15 protein-coding genes are annotated in these 14,747 nt (G+C 67.7%); 13 read left to right on the forward strand and 2 right to left on the reverse strand.

Translation table 11 applies throughout. The features are described 5' to 3' along the window. Positions 1-4 precede the first annotated feature (4 nt). A complete protein-coding gene (locus HFP15_RS08790; protein ID WP_168513458.1) occupies positions 5-1,177 on the reverse strand; it encodes an acyl-CoA dehydrogenase family protein in 1,173 nt (390 codons plus the stop codon). 167 nt (positions 1,178-1,344) lie between these two features. Here HFP15_RS08790 and HFP15_RS08795 point away from each other — a divergent pair, with 167 nt between their 5' ends. From HFP15_RS08795 to HFP15_RS08855, 13 genes are all read left to right on the forward strand, one after another. Further along, on the forward strand, positions 1,345-2,166 hold the full coding sequence (locus HFP15_RS08795) for an SDR family NAD(P)-dependent oxidoreductase (protein ID WP_168513460.1): 822 nt from the start codon (positions 1,345-1,347) through the stop codon (positions 2,164-2,166). Beyond that, positions 2,163-3,674, forward strand: a complete 1,512-nt coding sequence (locus tag HFP15_RS08800) for an aldehyde dehydrogenase family protein (RefSeq protein ID WP_168513462.1) — start codon at positions 2,163-2,165, stop codon at positions 3,672-3,674. The genes HFP15_RS08795 and HFP15_RS08800 overlap by 4 nt, the downstream gene beginning before the upstream one ends. Before the next feature lies 1 nt (position 3,675). Continuing rightward, on the forward strand, positions 3,676-4,431 hold the full coding sequence (locus HFP15_RS08805; RefSeq protein WP_168513464.1) for a glucose 1-dehydrogenase: 756 nt from the start codon (positions 3,676-3,678) through the stop codon (positions 4,429-4,431). Positions 4,432-4,535: 104 nt separating this feature from the next. Then, complete coding sequence (locus HFP15_RS08810) at positions 4,536-5,330, forward strand: MlaE family ABC transporter permease (RefSeq protein WP_168513466.1); 795 nt, start codon at positions 4,536-4,538, stop codon at positions 5,328-5,330. Further along, positions 5,330-6,187 carry an MlaE family ABC transporter permease gene (locus HFP15_RS08815; RefSeq protein WP_168513468.1) on the forward strand — a complete coding sequence of 286 codons (858 nt, stop codon included), beginning with the start codon at positions 5,330-5,332 and terminating at the stop codon, positions 6,185-6,187. Before HFP15_RS08810 ends, HFP15_RS08815 begins: the two co-directional genes overlap by 1 nt. Then, positions 6,184-7,515: an MCE family protein gene (locus HFP15_RS08820; RefSeq protein ID WP_168513470.1), complete on the forward strand. Its 1,332-nt coding sequence runs from the start codon at positions 6,184-6,186 to the stop codon at positions 7,513-7,515. Before HFP15_RS08815 ends, HFP15_RS08820 begins: the two co-directional genes overlap by 4 nt. Then, on the forward strand, positions 7,512-8,555 hold the full coding sequence (locus HFP15_RS08825; protein WP_168513472.1) for an MCE family protein: 1,044 nt from the start codon (positions 7,512-7,514) through the stop codon (positions 8,553-8,555). Before HFP15_RS08820 ends, HFP15_RS08825 begins: the two co-directional genes overlap by 4 nt. Then, the gene (locus HFP15_RS08830) at positions 8,552-9,583 is read left to right on the forward strand and encodes an MCE family protein (RefSeq protein ID WP_168513474.1); all 1,032 of its coding nucleotides are present in this window, start codon (positions 8,552-8,554) and stop codon (positions 9,581-9,583) included. The genes HFP15_RS08825 and HFP15_RS08830 overlap by 4 nt, the downstream gene beginning before the upstream one ends. Then, complete coding sequence (locus HFP15_RS08835) at positions 9,580-10,767, forward strand: MCE family protein (RefSeq protein ID WP_168513476.1); 1,188 nt, start codon at positions 9,580-9,582, stop codon at positions 10,765-10,767. The genes HFP15_RS08830 and HFP15_RS08835 overlap by 4 nt, the downstream gene beginning before the upstream one ends. Beyond that, a complete protein-coding gene (locus HFP15_RS08840) occupies positions 10,764-11,930 on the forward strand; it encodes an MCE family protein (protein ID WP_168513478.1) in 1,167 nt (388 codons plus the stop codon). The genes HFP15_RS08835 and HFP15_RS08840 overlap by 4 nt, the downstream gene beginning before the upstream one ends. Further along, positions 11,930-13,183 (forward strand): MCE family protein, encoded by a 1,254-nt coding sequence (locus tag HFP15_RS08845; RefSeq protein WP_168513480.1) that lies wholly within the window; start codon positions 11,930-11,932, stop codon positions 13,181-13,183. Before HFP15_RS08840 ends, HFP15_RS08845 begins: the two co-directional genes overlap by 1 nt. Continuing rightward, positions 13,180-13,668, forward strand: a complete 489-nt coding sequence (locus tag HFP15_RS08850) for an Rv1363c family protein (protein ID WP_168513482.1) — start codon at positions 13,180-13,182, stop codon at positions 13,666-13,668. The genes HFP15_RS08845 and HFP15_RS08850 overlap by 4 nt, the downstream gene beginning before the upstream one ends. After that, positions 13,665-14,156: a nuclear transport factor 2 family protein gene (locus HFP15_RS08855; protein WP_168513484.1), complete on the forward strand. Its 492-nt coding sequence runs from the start codon at positions 13,665-13,667 to the stop codon at positions 14,154-14,156. The genes HFP15_RS08850 and HFP15_RS08855 overlap by 4 nt, the downstream gene beginning before the upstream one ends. Here HFP15_RS08855 and HFP15_RS08860 read toward each other — a convergent pair. Beyond that, the gene (locus tag HFP15_RS08860) at positions 14,137-14,745 is read right to left on the reverse strand and encodes a hypothetical protein (protein ID WP_168513486.1); all 609 of its coding nucleotides are present in this window, start codon (positions 14,743-14,745) and stop codon (positions 14,137-14,139) included. The two genes, HFP15_RS08855 and HFP15_RS08860, sit on opposite strands and share 20 nt — an antisense overlap. Positions 14,746-14,747: the final 2 nt, after the last annotated feature.

Raw genomic sequence — 14,747 nt, forward strand, 5'->3', positions numbered from 1 at the left:
TCTCCTATCGCGTAACGGGAAGGCCGAGTGCGGTCGCGGCGATGAGGTCGCGCTGGATCTCGTTGGTGCCGCCGCCGAAGGTGAGGATCAAAGCCGAGCGGTGCGCGCGTTCCAGCCGCCCGCGCAGGACCGCGCCCGGCGATCCCTCGCGCACGATCGAGGCGGGCCCGACCACTTCCATCAGCAGCCGGTAGGCCTCGATCGCCAGTTCGGTGCCGAACACCTTGGTGGCCGAGGCTTCCGCCGGGTTCAGATCCGGTGTGGACGCGATCCGCCAGTTGCGCAGTTTGAGGTACTCGGCGTGCGCGTGCACGCGGGCCAGATGTGTACGGACCCACTCGGCGTCGATGACGCGGCTGCCGTCGGGCTGCTTGGTCTCCAGCGCCCACTGCCGCACTTCGCTCAGCGCCGACTGCAGCGGCGCGGCCGAGGTCAGCGCGACGCGTTCGTGGTTGAGCTGGTTGGTGATCAGCGGCCAGCCCGCGTTCTCGTCGGCGATGCGCGCGCTGACCGGTACCCGCACGTCCTCGTAGTAGGTCGCGCTGGTGCCGGGCCCGGCCACCGTGTGCACCTTCGTCCAGGAGAACCCGGGCGCGGAGGTCGGCACGATCAGGATGGACAGGCCCTTGTGCTTGCGTGCCTCGGGATCGGTGCGCACCGCCAGCCACACGTAGTCGGCGTACTCGATGAGACTGGTCCACATCTTCTGCCCGTTGACCACGTACTCGTCGCCGTCACGCACGGCGCGGGTGCGCAGCGACGCGAGGTCGGTGCCCGCGCCCGGCTCGGAGTAGCCGATCGAGAAGTGCAGTTCGCCGCCCGCGATCTTGGGCAGGTAGTGCGCCTTCTGCTCCGGCGTGCCGAACCGCATGATCGTCGGGCCGATCGTGTTGACCGTCAGGAACGGCACCGGCACGCCGGCCACGGCGGCCTCGTCGAGGAAGATCAGCTGGTCCATCATGGGCCGCGCCTGGCCCCCGAACTCTTCGGGCCAGCCGATCGCGAGCCATCCGTCGCGGCCGAGCTCACGCACGATCTCCTTGTACGCGGTGCCCTCGCCGTACTCTCCTCCGTCACCCGAGAGGCCTTCTCGTCGTTGCGGTGTCATCAGGCGATCGAAGTAGGTGCGCAGCTCCGTGCGGAGGCGCTCCTGCTCGGGGGTGTAGGCAATGCGCATGGGCCACACTCTAGAACAAGTTTCGCCTGGGATCACTAGCTTGGCGGCAAATGCCCAGTTCATGACGGTGAATTTGGTGCTTGCCCAGAACGAGAACAGATTCTAGTCTGTGCCGTGAGAGGCGAGCCGACGGGGGCTTGCCGCGCCAGCGAGGAGGCAGCCGCCGCGTGAATCGGGTCGCCATTGTCACGGGAGCAGGAGCCGGGCTGGGACGGGCGGAAGCGCTCGCGCTGGCCGCCGACGGTGTGTCGGTGGTCGTCAACGACGTCGCCGGCACCGATGTGGTCGACGAGATCGAGGCCGAGGGCGGCAAGGCGCTGCTGGTCAAGGGAGACGTCGGGGAGCGCGAGACGGCCGACGCGCTCGTGAAGGCCGCGCTCGAGCACTTCGGCGGCCTGCACATCGTCGTGAACAACGCCGGCGTGGTGCGGGACCGGATGCTGTTCTCGATGTCCGACGAGGAGTGGGACACCGTCATCCGGGTGCATCTGCGGGGGCATTTCCTGCTGTCGCGCAACGCGACCGCGCACTGGCGGCAGCAGTCCAAAATGGATGGCGAGCCGGTTTTCGCGCGGATCGTGAACACCGCGTCGGAGGCGTTTCTGTTCGGGGCGCCCGCCCAGCCCAACTACGCCGCCGCCAAGGCCGGAATCGCCGCGCTCACCGTCGCCACGGCGCGGGGCTGTGAGCGCTACGGTGTGCGCGCCAACGCGATCTGCCCCAGGGCGAGGACCGCGATGACCGAAGGCGTCTTCGGTGCGGCGCCCGAAGGCGATGACCCGTTGTCGGTCGGGCACGTGGCGCCGTTCGTCGCGTTCCTCGCCTCCGAACGGGCCGAGTCGATCAACGGCCAGGTCTTCGTCGTGCACGGGGGAAACGTCGCGCTGGTCAGCCCGCCGGCGGTCCGGCAGCGGTGGAGTCTCGACGATCTCGACGACATCGCCACCTTCGGCTACGACACGATGTTCGCCAGTCAGGAGTTGCTATGACGCTCACCGTTCAGCCGCATCGCGAAGCGGCCGGACTCAAGACCGGACAGCTGTACATCGACGGCCAGTGGGGGCCGGGTGGCGAGGGCGCCACCTGGACCCACCGGCACCCCGCGACGGGTGAGGAGGTCGGCGACTTCGCCATCGCAACGAAGGCCGACGTCGACGCCGCCGTCGCCGCGGCACGTAAGGCGTTCGACTCCGGCACCTGGTCCAACTCCCGCGCCGGGACGCGCATCAAGCTCCTGCACCGCTACGCCGAAAAGCTGCGTGAGCACGCCGAGGAGCTGCGCTGCCTGCAGGCACTGGACAACTCGGTGCCGATCTCCTTCAGCGGCAGCATCTACGCGACCTCTGTGGAGGCCGCCGCGGACGTGTTCGACCACCACGCGGGCTGGGTCGACAAGCTCGGCGGGCAGACCCTGCCGCCGTATCAGGGCGGCGACCACCTGGCGATGACCTTCCGCGAGCCGATCGGTGTCGTGGCCGCGATCCTGCCGTGGAACGCGCCGTTCCTGTTGTACGCGCAGAAGGTCGCGCCGGCACTGGCCGCGGGCTGCACCGTGGTGCTCAAGCCGTCGGAGTACTGCACGTTCACCGTGCTGCGCATGGTCGAACTGCTGGTGGAGGCCGGGCTTCCGGAGGGCACGCTCAACGTCGTGACCGGTCCCGGCGATCCGGTCGGCGAAGTCCTGATCACGCACCCCGACGTCGACAAGGTCAGCTTCACCGGCAGCCGCGCCGTCGGCAAGCGCATCGTCGAGGCCTCTGCGGGTACGTTGAAGCGGGTTTCGCTGGAGCTGGGCGGAAAAAGCCCCGCGCTGGTGTTCGCCGACGCGGCGAACGTGGGGCTCGCCGCGGCGACGACCATCGGCGCGGTCACGATGGGCCTGTCCGGCCAGGCGTGCGTGGCCAACACGCGGGCGCTGGTGCAGCGCGAGGTCTACGACGAGTTCCTCGCCGCGGCGCAGGGCATGGCGGCGGCGATCACCTACGGCGATCCGTTCGACCCTGGCGTGCTGTCCGCGCCGCTGATCAACGAGCGTCAGCTGGACCGCGTGCTCGGCTACATCGAAAAGGGCAAGCAGGAGGCGCGCCTGGTCTCCGGCGGCGAACGGCTCGGCGGTGACCTGGCGGGCGGCAACTTCGTCGCACCCACTATTTTCGCCGACGTGGAGAACTCCGCGACCATCGCGCAGGAGGAGATCTTCGGCCCGGTGCTCGCCGTCGTTCCCTTCGACGAGGAGGACGAGGCCGTGCGGCTGGCCAACGACACCGAGTACGGGCTGGGCGCGAGCGTGTTCAGCGCGGACGCGCAGCGGGCCTTCCGCGTGTCGCGCAAGCTGCGTGCGGGCACGATCGGCGTCAACGGTTTCCAGATCGAACCGCATCTGCCATTCGGCGGATTCAAGGAATCGGGGCTGGGCCGCGAGGGCGGCGACTCCTCGATCGAGGCCTACACCGAACTGAAGTCGGTGTACATGCCGCTGACCGACGAGATGATGTGACATGGGCAGGCTCGAAGGAAAGACCGCGATCATCACCGGCGCGGCGCGGGGACAGGGTGCGGCGGCGGCGCGGCGGTTCGTCGAAGAGGGCGCGAAGGTGATGATCGCCGACGTGCTCGACGAAGAGGGCAAGGCGCTCGCCGACGAGATCGGCGCGCTCTACCAGCATCTCGACGTCTCCGCCGAGGAGGACTGGACTGCGGCGGTCGAACGTGCGGTGACCGAGTTCGGCGGGCTGACCGTGCTGGTCAACAATGCCGGTGTCCTGCATTTCTCCGAACTCGCCAAGACCACGCTCGCCGACTACGAGCGGATCATCAGAATCAACCAGATCGGAACGTTTCTCGGAATGCGTTCGGTCGTTGAACCGATGACCGAGGCCGGCACGGGCTCGATCATCAACCTGTCCTCTGTGGAGGGACTGGCCGGAATGCCGTTCCTTGTCGCCTACACGGCGAGCAAGTTCGCCATTCGCGGAATGACCAAGGTCGCCGCGCTGGAGCTGGGCGAGCGCGGCATCCGGGTCAATTCGGTCCATCCCGGCATGATCGACACAAAGATGGTCTCGGACGCCGCGGGCGGTGCCGAAATCGACACTTCCTGGGTGCGCAAGAAGGTGGCGCTGGGCAGGGTCGGGCAACCGGGTGAGATCGCGCAGATGGTGGTGTTCCTGGCCAGCGACGAGAGCTCGTACAGCACGGGCGCCGAGTTCGTCGCCGACGGCGGCGCGACCGCGACGCACGCGCTCAAGGTATAGCCACCGGGAGGCCCGCGGAAGATCAGGTGAACACTGCTAACCAAAATGGGATTCACCTGGTGAGTAAGACTCAGGGCAACGTAGCTAGGGTCGGCGGAGGTGTGATGGGCTCCCGTAGTGGGACGGTTTCGGTACCGGGTACCGCCGCGCTGGTCCAGATCGGCAGGCTCGCGACGCTCGGCTGGGAGGTGCTGCGCGCCATTCCGCGCCGTCCCTTCCAGTTCCGCGAGTGGATCCAGCAGTGCTGGTTCTTCGCGAGCGTGACGATTCTGCCGACGGCGCTCGTGGCGATCCCGTTCGGCGCGGTCATCGCGCTGCAACTGGGATCGCTGACGCAGCAGATCGGCGCGCAGTCCTTCACGGGCGCGGCGAGTGCGCTCGCCATCGTGCAGCAGGCGTCCCCGCTGATCACCGCGCTGCTGGTCGCCGGCGCGGGCGGCAGCGCGGTGTGCGCCGACATCGGCGCGCGCAAGATCCGCGAGGAGATCGACGCGATGGAGGTGCTGGGGGTCAATCCCGTGCAGCGCCTGATCGTGCCGAGGGTGCTCGCCGCGATCGTGGTGTCGATCCTGCTCAACGGCCTGGTCAGCGTGGTCGGCGTGCTGGGCGGCTACTTCTTCAACGTGGTGATGCAGGGCGGCACGCCGGGTGCGTACCTGGCGAGTTTCAACGCGCTGGCCCAGTTGCCGGACCTCTACATCAGTGAGATCAAGGCGCTGTTGTACGGGTTCGTCGCCGGGGTGGTGGCGGCTTATCGCGGGCTGAATCCCGCGGGTGGCCCGAAAGGCGTCGGTGACGCGGTGAACCAGGCCGTCGTGATCACGTTCCTGCTGCTGTTCCTGATCAACGTGGTGCTGACCGCGATCTACCTGCGGATCGTGCCACCGAAGGCGATGTGATGACCACGCAGCCCGTCGAGACCGGCGAGGACGACCGGACACTCGAGTGGATCGCCCGCCCCGGTGCGATCTTCGAGGGTCTGGGCGTGCAGTTGTCGTTCTACGTGCGCGCGCTCGCGTGGGCGCCGCGCACGTTGCGCCGCTATCTCAAGGAAACGGCGCGGCTGCTGACCGAAGTGTGTTTCGGCACAGGTGGTCTCGCGGTGATCGGCGGGACACTCGGCGTGATGATCGGCATGACGATGTTCACCGGTCTGATCGTCGGCCTGCAGGGCTACGCCGCGCTCAACCAGCTCGGCACCGCCGCGCTGACGGGCTTCATTTCCGCCTACTTCAACACCCGTGAGGTGGCGCCGCTGGCGGCCGGGCTCGCCTTGTCCGCGACTGTCGGATGTGGATTCACCGCGCAGCTCGGTGCGATGCGGATCTCCGAGGAGATCGACGCACTGGAGGTGATGGGCGTGCCGAGCATGCCCTACCTCGTCACGACCCGCGTACTGGCGGGGATTTTCGCGGTGATCCCGTTGTACGCGGTGGGGCTGCTGTCGTCGTATCTGGCGTCGCGGCAGGTGACCGTGTGGCTCTACGGCCAGTCGGCGGGCACCTACGACCACTACTTCAACCTGTTCTTGCCGCCCGAAGACGTGATCTGGTCGTTTCTGAAGGTGATCATCTTCAGTGCGCTGGTGATCCTTTCCCACTGCTACTACGGCTTCACGGCCAAGGGCGGCCCGGCCGGGGTCGGCGTCGCGGTGGGCCGCGCGGTGCGGACCTCGATCGTGCTGATCTCCGTGCTCGACTTCTTCCTCAGTCTCGCCATCTGGGGTGCGACGACGACGGTGAGGATTTCTGGATGAACCGGCGGACGCTCTATCGGCGTTTGGGCTACCAGGTGCTGGGGCTGGTGTTCCTGGTGGTGTGCGCGGTCTTCATCTGGACCACGATCTCGATGTACCAGAAGAAGTTCACGCCGGTGGCGATGGTGCGCCTGGAGACCGATCACGTCGGCAACCAGCTCGGCAAGGGTTCCGACGTGAAGATCCGCGGTCTCGTGGTGGGCGAGGTGCGTTCGGTCGAGGCGCTGGGTGATCACGCCGCGCTCGAGCTCGCCCTGGATCCGGACAAGATCGGCGAGATCCCGGCGAACGTGTCGGCGCGGTTGCTGCCGAAGACGTTGTTCGGTGAGCGTTATGTCGCTTTGCAGATACCGCAGGATCCGTCGTCGCGGCATATTCAGGCGGGGGATGTGGTCGGGCAGGATCGCAGCAGTGCGGCGATCGAGCTGGAGAAGGTGCTCGATGACGTGATGCCGTTGTTGCAGGCGGTGCAGCCGGAGAAGTTGTCGGCGACGCTGAGTGCGGTGTCCACGGCGTTGCAGGGTCGCGGTGAGCAATTCGGCCAGACGCTCGTGGGACTGTCGGACTACCTGGGCGGGCTGAATCCTTCCCTGCCGAACATCAAGGCCGACATCAGCAGTTTCGCGAACGTGACCGACATCTACAACAAGACTGCCCCGGATTTCCTGCAGGCGTTGTCGGATCTGACCACGACGAGCAAGACCCTGGTCGACAAGCGGGCCCAGCTGCAGCAGATGTTCGACTCGGTGACCACGGTGTCGGTCGATCTGGGCAACTTCCTGAAGGTCAACGAGAACAACATCATCCGGCTGACCACCACCTCACAGTCCACTTTGGATGTGCTGGCCAAGTACGCGCCCGAGTACCCCTGCATGCTCCAGCAGTTCGCGGACTCGGTGCCGCGGGCGTATGAGGCCTTCGGCTACGGCACCGACCAGATGAACCACGTGACGATCCGGTTCATCGCCGACCGCACCAAGTACGAGCCGGGCCAGGACGAACCGAAGTACCTGGACAAGCGCGGCCCGCGGTGCTACCCGCAGGTTGTGCCGCCGGGCCGGTGGCCACAGTATCCGCCGGGCGGGCCGCTTCAGGACGGTTCCACCCACCCTGCGCCGGGCCCGGGGGCCAACACCCCGCTGCCCGACGACGGAATCATCAACGGCGGTTCGTCCAGCACGGGTTCGGTCGCGAACTCGCCGGCCGAGCAGAACCTGATCGGCGTGCTCGCCGCGCCCGCGCTGGACACCACACCGGACCAGGTGCCGGACTGGGCGGGCCTGCTCGTCGGCCCGCTCTATCGCGGGACGGAGGTGGACATGAAATGAGGAACCTCGCCGCACCCCTGATCAAGATCCTGATCTTCGCCGCCGTCACCGTGCTGCTCACCGGAATTCTCGGCGCCACCATCGCGAACACCAACTTCGGCGTCACCTCCGGCTACACCGCGCGGTTCACCGACGCCTCCGGCCTGCACGAGGGCGACGACGTGCGGATCGTGGGCGTCAAGGTCGGCCAGGTCGAGAAGATCACCGTGGCACAGGAGGGCGACCGCAACCTCGCCGACGTGCATTTCACCTTGTCCTCGGCGTACAAACTGCCGGGCGCGGTGACCGCGACCGTCAGGTACCGCAACCTCGTCGGCCAGCGGTACCTGTCACTGAACACCAATGTGGACGAGGGCAAGACGCTGCCCTCGGGCGGGGTCATCCCGCCGGAACGTACCCAGCCCGCGCTGAACCTGACGGTGCTGTTCAACGGATTCAAGCCGTTGTTCCAGGCGCTGGACCCGCAGCAGGTCAACCAGCTCTCCTACGAGATCATCCAGGTGTTCCAGGGCGAGGGCGGCACCATCCAGAGCCTGCTGACGCACACCGCCTCGGTCACCTCCACCATCGCCGACAAGGACAAGGTGATCGGGCAGGTCATCGACAACCTCAACAACGTGCTGTCCACGGTCAACCAGCACGGTCCCCAACTGTCCACTTTGATCGATCAGACGCAAGCGCTGGTGACCGGCCTGGCGCAGGAGCGGCAGCCGATCGGCGAGGCCGTGTCCGCGCTGTCGAACCTGACCGACGTCACGGCCGGGCTGCTCCAGCAGGCACGGCCGAGCGTCAAACAGGACATCCAGCAACTCGGGCTGCTGTCGAACAACCTGGCCGATTCCGGGCAGCTGCTGGACCAACTGATGCAGAAGCTACCGGGAAACCTGGAGAAGTTCACGCGGACGCTGAGCTACGGCAGCTGGTACAACTACTACCTCTGTGGCCTGTCGGGCACGATCGGCATCACGTCGCTGAACATCACGCTGCCGTTCCTGCCGTTGCCCGCCACCGAGACCCCGGAGAGGTGCAAGCCGTCGTGAAACCTCTGCGCGAACGCAACCAGGCCGCGGTGGGCGCCGTGGCGCTCGTCCTCGTCGTGCTGGTCACGCTCGTGTCGTACTTCTCGGACGAGCTGCCGCTGCTGGGTACCGGCACCACCTACCAGGCCTATTTCGCCGAATCCGCCGGCCTGATCCCGGACAACGAGGTGCAGGTCGCGGGCGTGAAGGTCGGGCAGGTCACCTCGGTCGCGCTGGCGGGCAAGAAGGTGCTGGTCAAGTTCAAGGTCAAGGACACCCGCGTCGGGGACCAGACCACCGCCGCGATCCAGATCAAGACCCTGCTCGGTGAGAAGTACCTCGCGCTGCAACCGAAAGGTGCCGGTGCGCTGAGCCCGGACTCGCCGATTCCGGTCGAGCGCACCACCACGCCGTTCCAGTTGCAGGACGCCTTCCAGCAGCTGACCAACACCGTGGGCGACATCAACACCCAGCAACTCGCGCAGAGCTTCGACTCGGTTTCGGCCGCGCTCAAGGACACCCCCCAACCGTTGAAGGACACGCTGAACGGGTTGTCCGCACTGTCCAATACGATTTCCTCCCGCGACCAGGAACTGGCGAACCTGTTGTCCAACACGAGCCAGGTGTCGAAAACGCTGGCCGATCGCAACGCCCAGTTGCAGCAGATCATCAACGACGGCAACCTCCTGCTGTCCGAGCTGCAACAACGCCGGGACGCGATCAGCGCGCTGCTCAAGGGAACGCAGGCACTGTCGGCGCAGCTCACCGGGCTCGTCGCGGACAACCGCGCGCAGCTCAAGCCCACCCTGGACAAACTGGGCGTGGTCACCGACATCCTGCAGCGCAACCAGGACAACCTCGGCCGCAGCCTCGCGTTGCTCGCGCCCTTCTCGCGGATCGGCGCGAACGCGACAGGCAACGGCCGCTGGTTCGAGGGCTACATCTGCGGGCTGTTCCCGCCGGTGATCAAGGCCGGTGGCGTCTCGATCAACCCGGGGGGCTGCACACCGCCGCTGTCCGCACCGGACCAGGGGGTGCGCAACCCGTGACCATCGAAACCCGTAACCAGCAGAACGTCTACCGCTGGGTGGCCACCGCGGCGGTCGTCGCGTTGCTGGTGGCCGGCGGGCTGTACCTCGTGCTCCGCGACACCGGCGGCACCCGGATCTCCGCGATGTTCGACAAGACGGTCGGGCTCTACGCCGGTTCCTCGGTGCGGGTGCTGGGCATCCAGGTCGGCGAGATCACCGACGTGACGCCGCAGGGCGACGCGGTGCGCGTGGACATGCGCGTGGACCCCGGCACGCCGATCCCGGCGGGAGCCGGGGCCGTCGTCGTCGCGCCGTCCCTGGTCAGCGACCGCTACGTGCAGCTGACCCCGGCGTATGACTCCGGGCCGGTGATGGCCTCGGGCACGCTGATCCCCAAGGACCACACGGCGACGCCGATGGAGCTCGACGACCTCTACGGCAGCCTCGACAAACTGTCCACGAGCCTCGGGCCGCAGGGCGCCAACAAGAACGGCGCGCTGTCGAACCTGCTGGACACCGCGGCGAAGAACCTCGACGGCAACGGCAAGAACCTCAACGACACGGTCACCGAACTGGCCAACCTGTCGCGTACGCTGGACGACTCCAAGGGAAACCTGTTCTCCACCGTCCGCAACCTCCAGTCGTTCACCACGGCACTGTCCGACAGCGACAAGCAGCTCAACGAGTTCTACGGGCGGCTGGGCGATGTGGCGACGTTCCTCGCCAACGACTCCGGTGACGTGGGCGCGGCCCTGTCCTCACTGGGGTCCTCGCTCGGTGAGGTCCAGCAGTTCGTGCAGGAGAACCGCGACGGGCTGACGTCCAATGTGGACAAGCTGGCGAGTGTGAGCAAGGTGCTGGTGGACCAGCGGGCCGCGCTGGCCGAGGTGCTCGACGTGGCGCCGACCGGCATGTCGAACTTCATCAACTCCTATGACGCGGCCTCGGGCAGTATCGCGATCCGGTACAACGCCAACGAGTTCACCAACCCGCTGGTCACCACGCTGTGCCGGCTGCTCAAGGCGTCCACCCCCGTCGGACTGCCGGACGTGGTGAGCAACCTGTGCACCGACCTCGCGCCGGTGGTGGACGGGGTCGCGAAAACGCCGTCGCTGTCGCAGCTGTTCGCCGACATCAGCGCGGGCAAGCTGCCGCCGCTTCCGATCATGTCGCTCGTCGAGACCCCGGAGACGGGCCAATGAGACGGATTCTCGGACTCGCCGTGATCGCGCTGCTGGTGGCGGGCTGTGGCGCCGGGGGCTTCTCCGGGCTGTACAACACACCGCTGCCCGGCGGCGCCGATCTGGGCGATCACCCCTACCACGTGACAGCGCAGTTCGCCGACGTGCTCGACCTGGTGCCGCAGGCGAGCGTGAAGGTCAACGACATCGCGGTCGGCCGCGTCGACAAGGTGGATCTCGCGCCCGACACCCGGTCGGCCATCGTGTCGATGACGGTCAACGGCGGGGTGAAACTGCCCGCCAACGCCTACGCCGATCTGCGCCAGTCCAGTCTGCTGGGCGAGAAGTTCATCGAACTGCGCGCGCCGCAGGACGCGACCGGCACGCTCACCGACGGTGCGGCCATCCCGCTCGCGCGGACCAACCGCAACCCCGAGGTGGAGGAGGTGCTCGGTGCGCTTTCGTTGCTGCTCAACGGCGGCGGAGTGAACCAGCTCGCCGACATCACGCACGAGCTGAACAAGACGCTCACCGGCAACGAGGCCGACATCCGGGCCCTGCTGTCCAGAGTGGACACCCTCGCCACCGAGCTGGACGGGCAGAAGGGCGAGATCGTCCGCGCGATCGACGGGCTGAACCGGCTGTCCAGCACACTCGTCGGGCAGACCGCGAATCTCAGCAACGCGCTGCAGAACCTCGGGCCCGGGCTGCAGGTGGTCACCGAACAGCGTGACCAGCTGGTCGGGATGCTGCAGTCACTGGACAAGCTCTCCGGCGTCGCGGTGGACACGATCAACAAGAGCAAGGACGAGCTGATCGACAACCTGCGTGCGCTCGCCCCGACACTGACGAAACTGGCCGCGGCGGGCCAGAACCTGCCCACCGCGCTGAAGATCCTGCCCACCTATCCGCTGCCCGACGTGGCGGGCGACGTGGTCAAGGGCGACTACGCGAACGTCCGCGCCCGCCTCGATTTCAACCTGGACGAGATCCTGCAGAACATCACGAACGCGGGCAAGATCCCCGGCACACAGATCCCGCTGCCCGGCCTCGCGCCCGCGGTCCAGCCACCGCCGTTGCCGCTGCCCCTGCAACAGCAGACGGCCGCGCAGGGCACGGGCACCCAGTCCTCGCCCGGCGTGCTCGGCGGGCTGCTGGGCGGTGTCCTGGGAGGGGGAAGCTGATGTTCACCAGGACGCACTGGGTCAAGCTGCTCGTCTTCGGTCTCATCGCGGTGCTCTCCGTCGGCTACGCGGGCGCCCGCTACGCCGGACTGGACCGGCTGTTCGGACCGCGTGGCTACCTCGTGCACGCCCAGCTCGTGGACTCCGGCGGGATCTTCGTCAATTCCGAGGTCACCTATCGCGGCGTCGCCGTCGGGCGGGTGAGCGCGCTGCATCTGGACGACCAGGGTGTGGTGGCCGACCTCGACATCGACTCCGGTTCGCCGTCGATCCCCGCCGACACGCAGGCCGTGGTCGCGGACCGCTCGGCGGTCGGGGAGCAGTACGTCGATCTGCGGCCGAGTCACCAGAACGGCCCGTACCTGCACGACGGGTCGACGATCGACGCGAACAAGACGGCGATCCCGCTGTCGCCGGACACCGTACTGTCCAATCTGGACAATCTCGTGAGCAGCGTCAACCCGCAGTCGTTGCGGACGGTGGTGGACGAGACCTACAACGCGTTCGCCGGCGCGGGCCCGGATCTGCAGCAGCTGCTCGACACGGCAGGCTCGTTCACCTCGACCGCGACGGAAAACCTGCCGCAGACGTCGAAACTGCTTTCCGACGGGCGCACCGTGTTGCAGACGCAGCAGCGGCAGTCGCAGAACATCACCTCGCTCGCCGAGGGGCTGCACAAGATCGCGAGCCAGCTCAAGACCTCCGACCCGGATCTGCGGCGGGTCATCGACACGGCGCCACAGCTCGCCGACGACGTGGACAACATCCTGTCCGTGTCCGGCTCGGATCTCGGGGTGCTCATCGCGAACCTGCTGACCACGTTCCAGGTCACATCGGTGCGCACGGACGCGATCGAGCAGCAACTGGTCGCGCTGCCGATCATTTCCGGGTTCACCCGCTCCGTCGCGTCCGACGGCGAGGGGCACCTCGGGCTGGTGATGAACTTCTTCGACCCGCACTCCTGCACCAAGGGCTACGAGACGACCAAACAGCGGCCGGCCGACGACACCAGCGAGGCGCCCGCGAACACGCTCGCGTACTGCGCCGAGCCGCCCGGCAGCAAGACCGATGTGCGAGGCGCGCAGAACACGCCGTACGGCGGCCAGCCCGCGACTCCCGCACAGTCCCCGCAGCCCGCTCCGACCTCGGCGAGCACCACGTCGCAGCAGCCGCAGCTGCCCGGCGTGCTCGGCCTGGTCGCCGGGTCCGCTGCGGCACCGGGTCTTTCGCAGTTGCTGGGCGCGTCGGGATGAGCAGCAGGCTGGTGCGCGGCCTGATCGCGCTGACCGTGCTCGCGGTGCTGGCCGCGGGCTGGTTCGGCTGGTCGTGGTGGCGCACCGCGCACGACGACGAGAGCCGGCGCGCGGCGGACCGGGACGCGGTGCTCTCGGCGGCGAGCGACGCGCTGGTCACGCTCAACACGATCGACTACCACAATCCGCAACCGGCCGTGGACAAGTGGGTTCAGGTCACGACCGGGCAGCTGGGCAAGACGATCGGCGGGGACAAGCAGACGCAGCTCGACCAGGCCAAGTCGAGCAAGACCGTCGCGACGGCCACACTCAACCAGGCGGCGGTGGTGTCCGTGCAGGGCGACGCGGCGCGGGTCATCGCGGTGCTCGACGTGCGACTGTCCACAAACGACGCTCCGGCGGCGCAGAACCGGAGCAGGCTCACCGCGGACCTGCAGCGCACGCCACAGGGGTGGAAGGTGTCGGGGGTGCAGGCGGCGTCATGACGCGGGCGAATCTGCTGTCGGTGCTGACCGCGGTGCTGGTGCTCGCGGCGGGTTTCGCGGTGTACGCGGGTCTGCAGGCGAACGCGAAGCCGGACAACGCCGCGATCGCCGACCCCGCGGCGACCGCGGAGGTCGCCGACCAGGTGAGCGCCGGCGTGAAGGCGATTTTTTCCTACGACTACGCGAATCTCGACCGGACCGAGCGCGCCGCGGCCGGTGTGCTCGTCGACGACGCGGTCGGCCAGTACCAGGCCGCGTTCACCGCGGCGAAACAGCAGGCGAGCGACCAGAAACTCGTGCGCACGACGAACGTCGGCTCGACCGGGGTGCAGGATGTGCGCGGCGACACGGCGCGGCTGCTGGTTTTCGTGGACCAGCAGACCCTCAACACCACGACGAACGCCCAGTCCTCGGCGCCGGCCTGCCTGCTCGTCAAGGCGCGCAAGATCGACGGCCAGTGGAAGATCGCTAGCCTGACGGCGTTATGACGGCGTGGACGACGCGTTCGTAGGCCTGCTGGTAGTTGCGGGTGGCGGCCTTCCGCCGTCGTAGTGCCCGTGCCGCGCCGGCGAAGCCGACGACCATCCCGGCGACGAGCAGCGCGGCGGGTACGAACACCGCGGGGTTGGCGAAGTGCCGCGCTCCGGCGATGGCGAGGACGATCAGGGCCAGCAGGCTGACGCTGCCGAGCCCTCCGTAGCGAACGCCTTCGCGGTAGTACCGCAGGTGCCGTTCCCGCGTTTCCCGCAGCGCGATGCTGGACAGGGGATCGATGCCGAAGTCGCGTTTGGCCCGCGCTGCGGCCTCCCTCGCTGCGGGGTGCCGACGCAGTTCGTCGAGCCCGGGCCCCTTGAGAAAGAGCGGATCACGCCGGTCGACTGCGGGCACGCCGGGCCGCTTGAGCACCCAGTAGCTGTTGCCCTCAGCCTGCTCCGACCTGTGAATCTCCCACCCGTGCGCGGCGAAGATCTCCTCGTACTCTCGCAGCGGCAACCGGAGCCCGTTGTCCTTGTCGAGCCGCGCCGTGCCCCCGAGGTCGGGTTGAAGCCGCGCCAGCCGGGCGAGGAGGAGGTCCATGC

The sequence above is a fragment of the Amycolatopsis acididurans genome, from assembly GCF_012328925.1.
In the GTDB taxonomy this organism is placed as follows: domain Bacteria; phylum Actinomycetota; class Actinomycetes; order Mycobacteriales; family Pseudonocardiaceae; genus Amycolatopsis_E; species Amycolatopsis_E acididurans.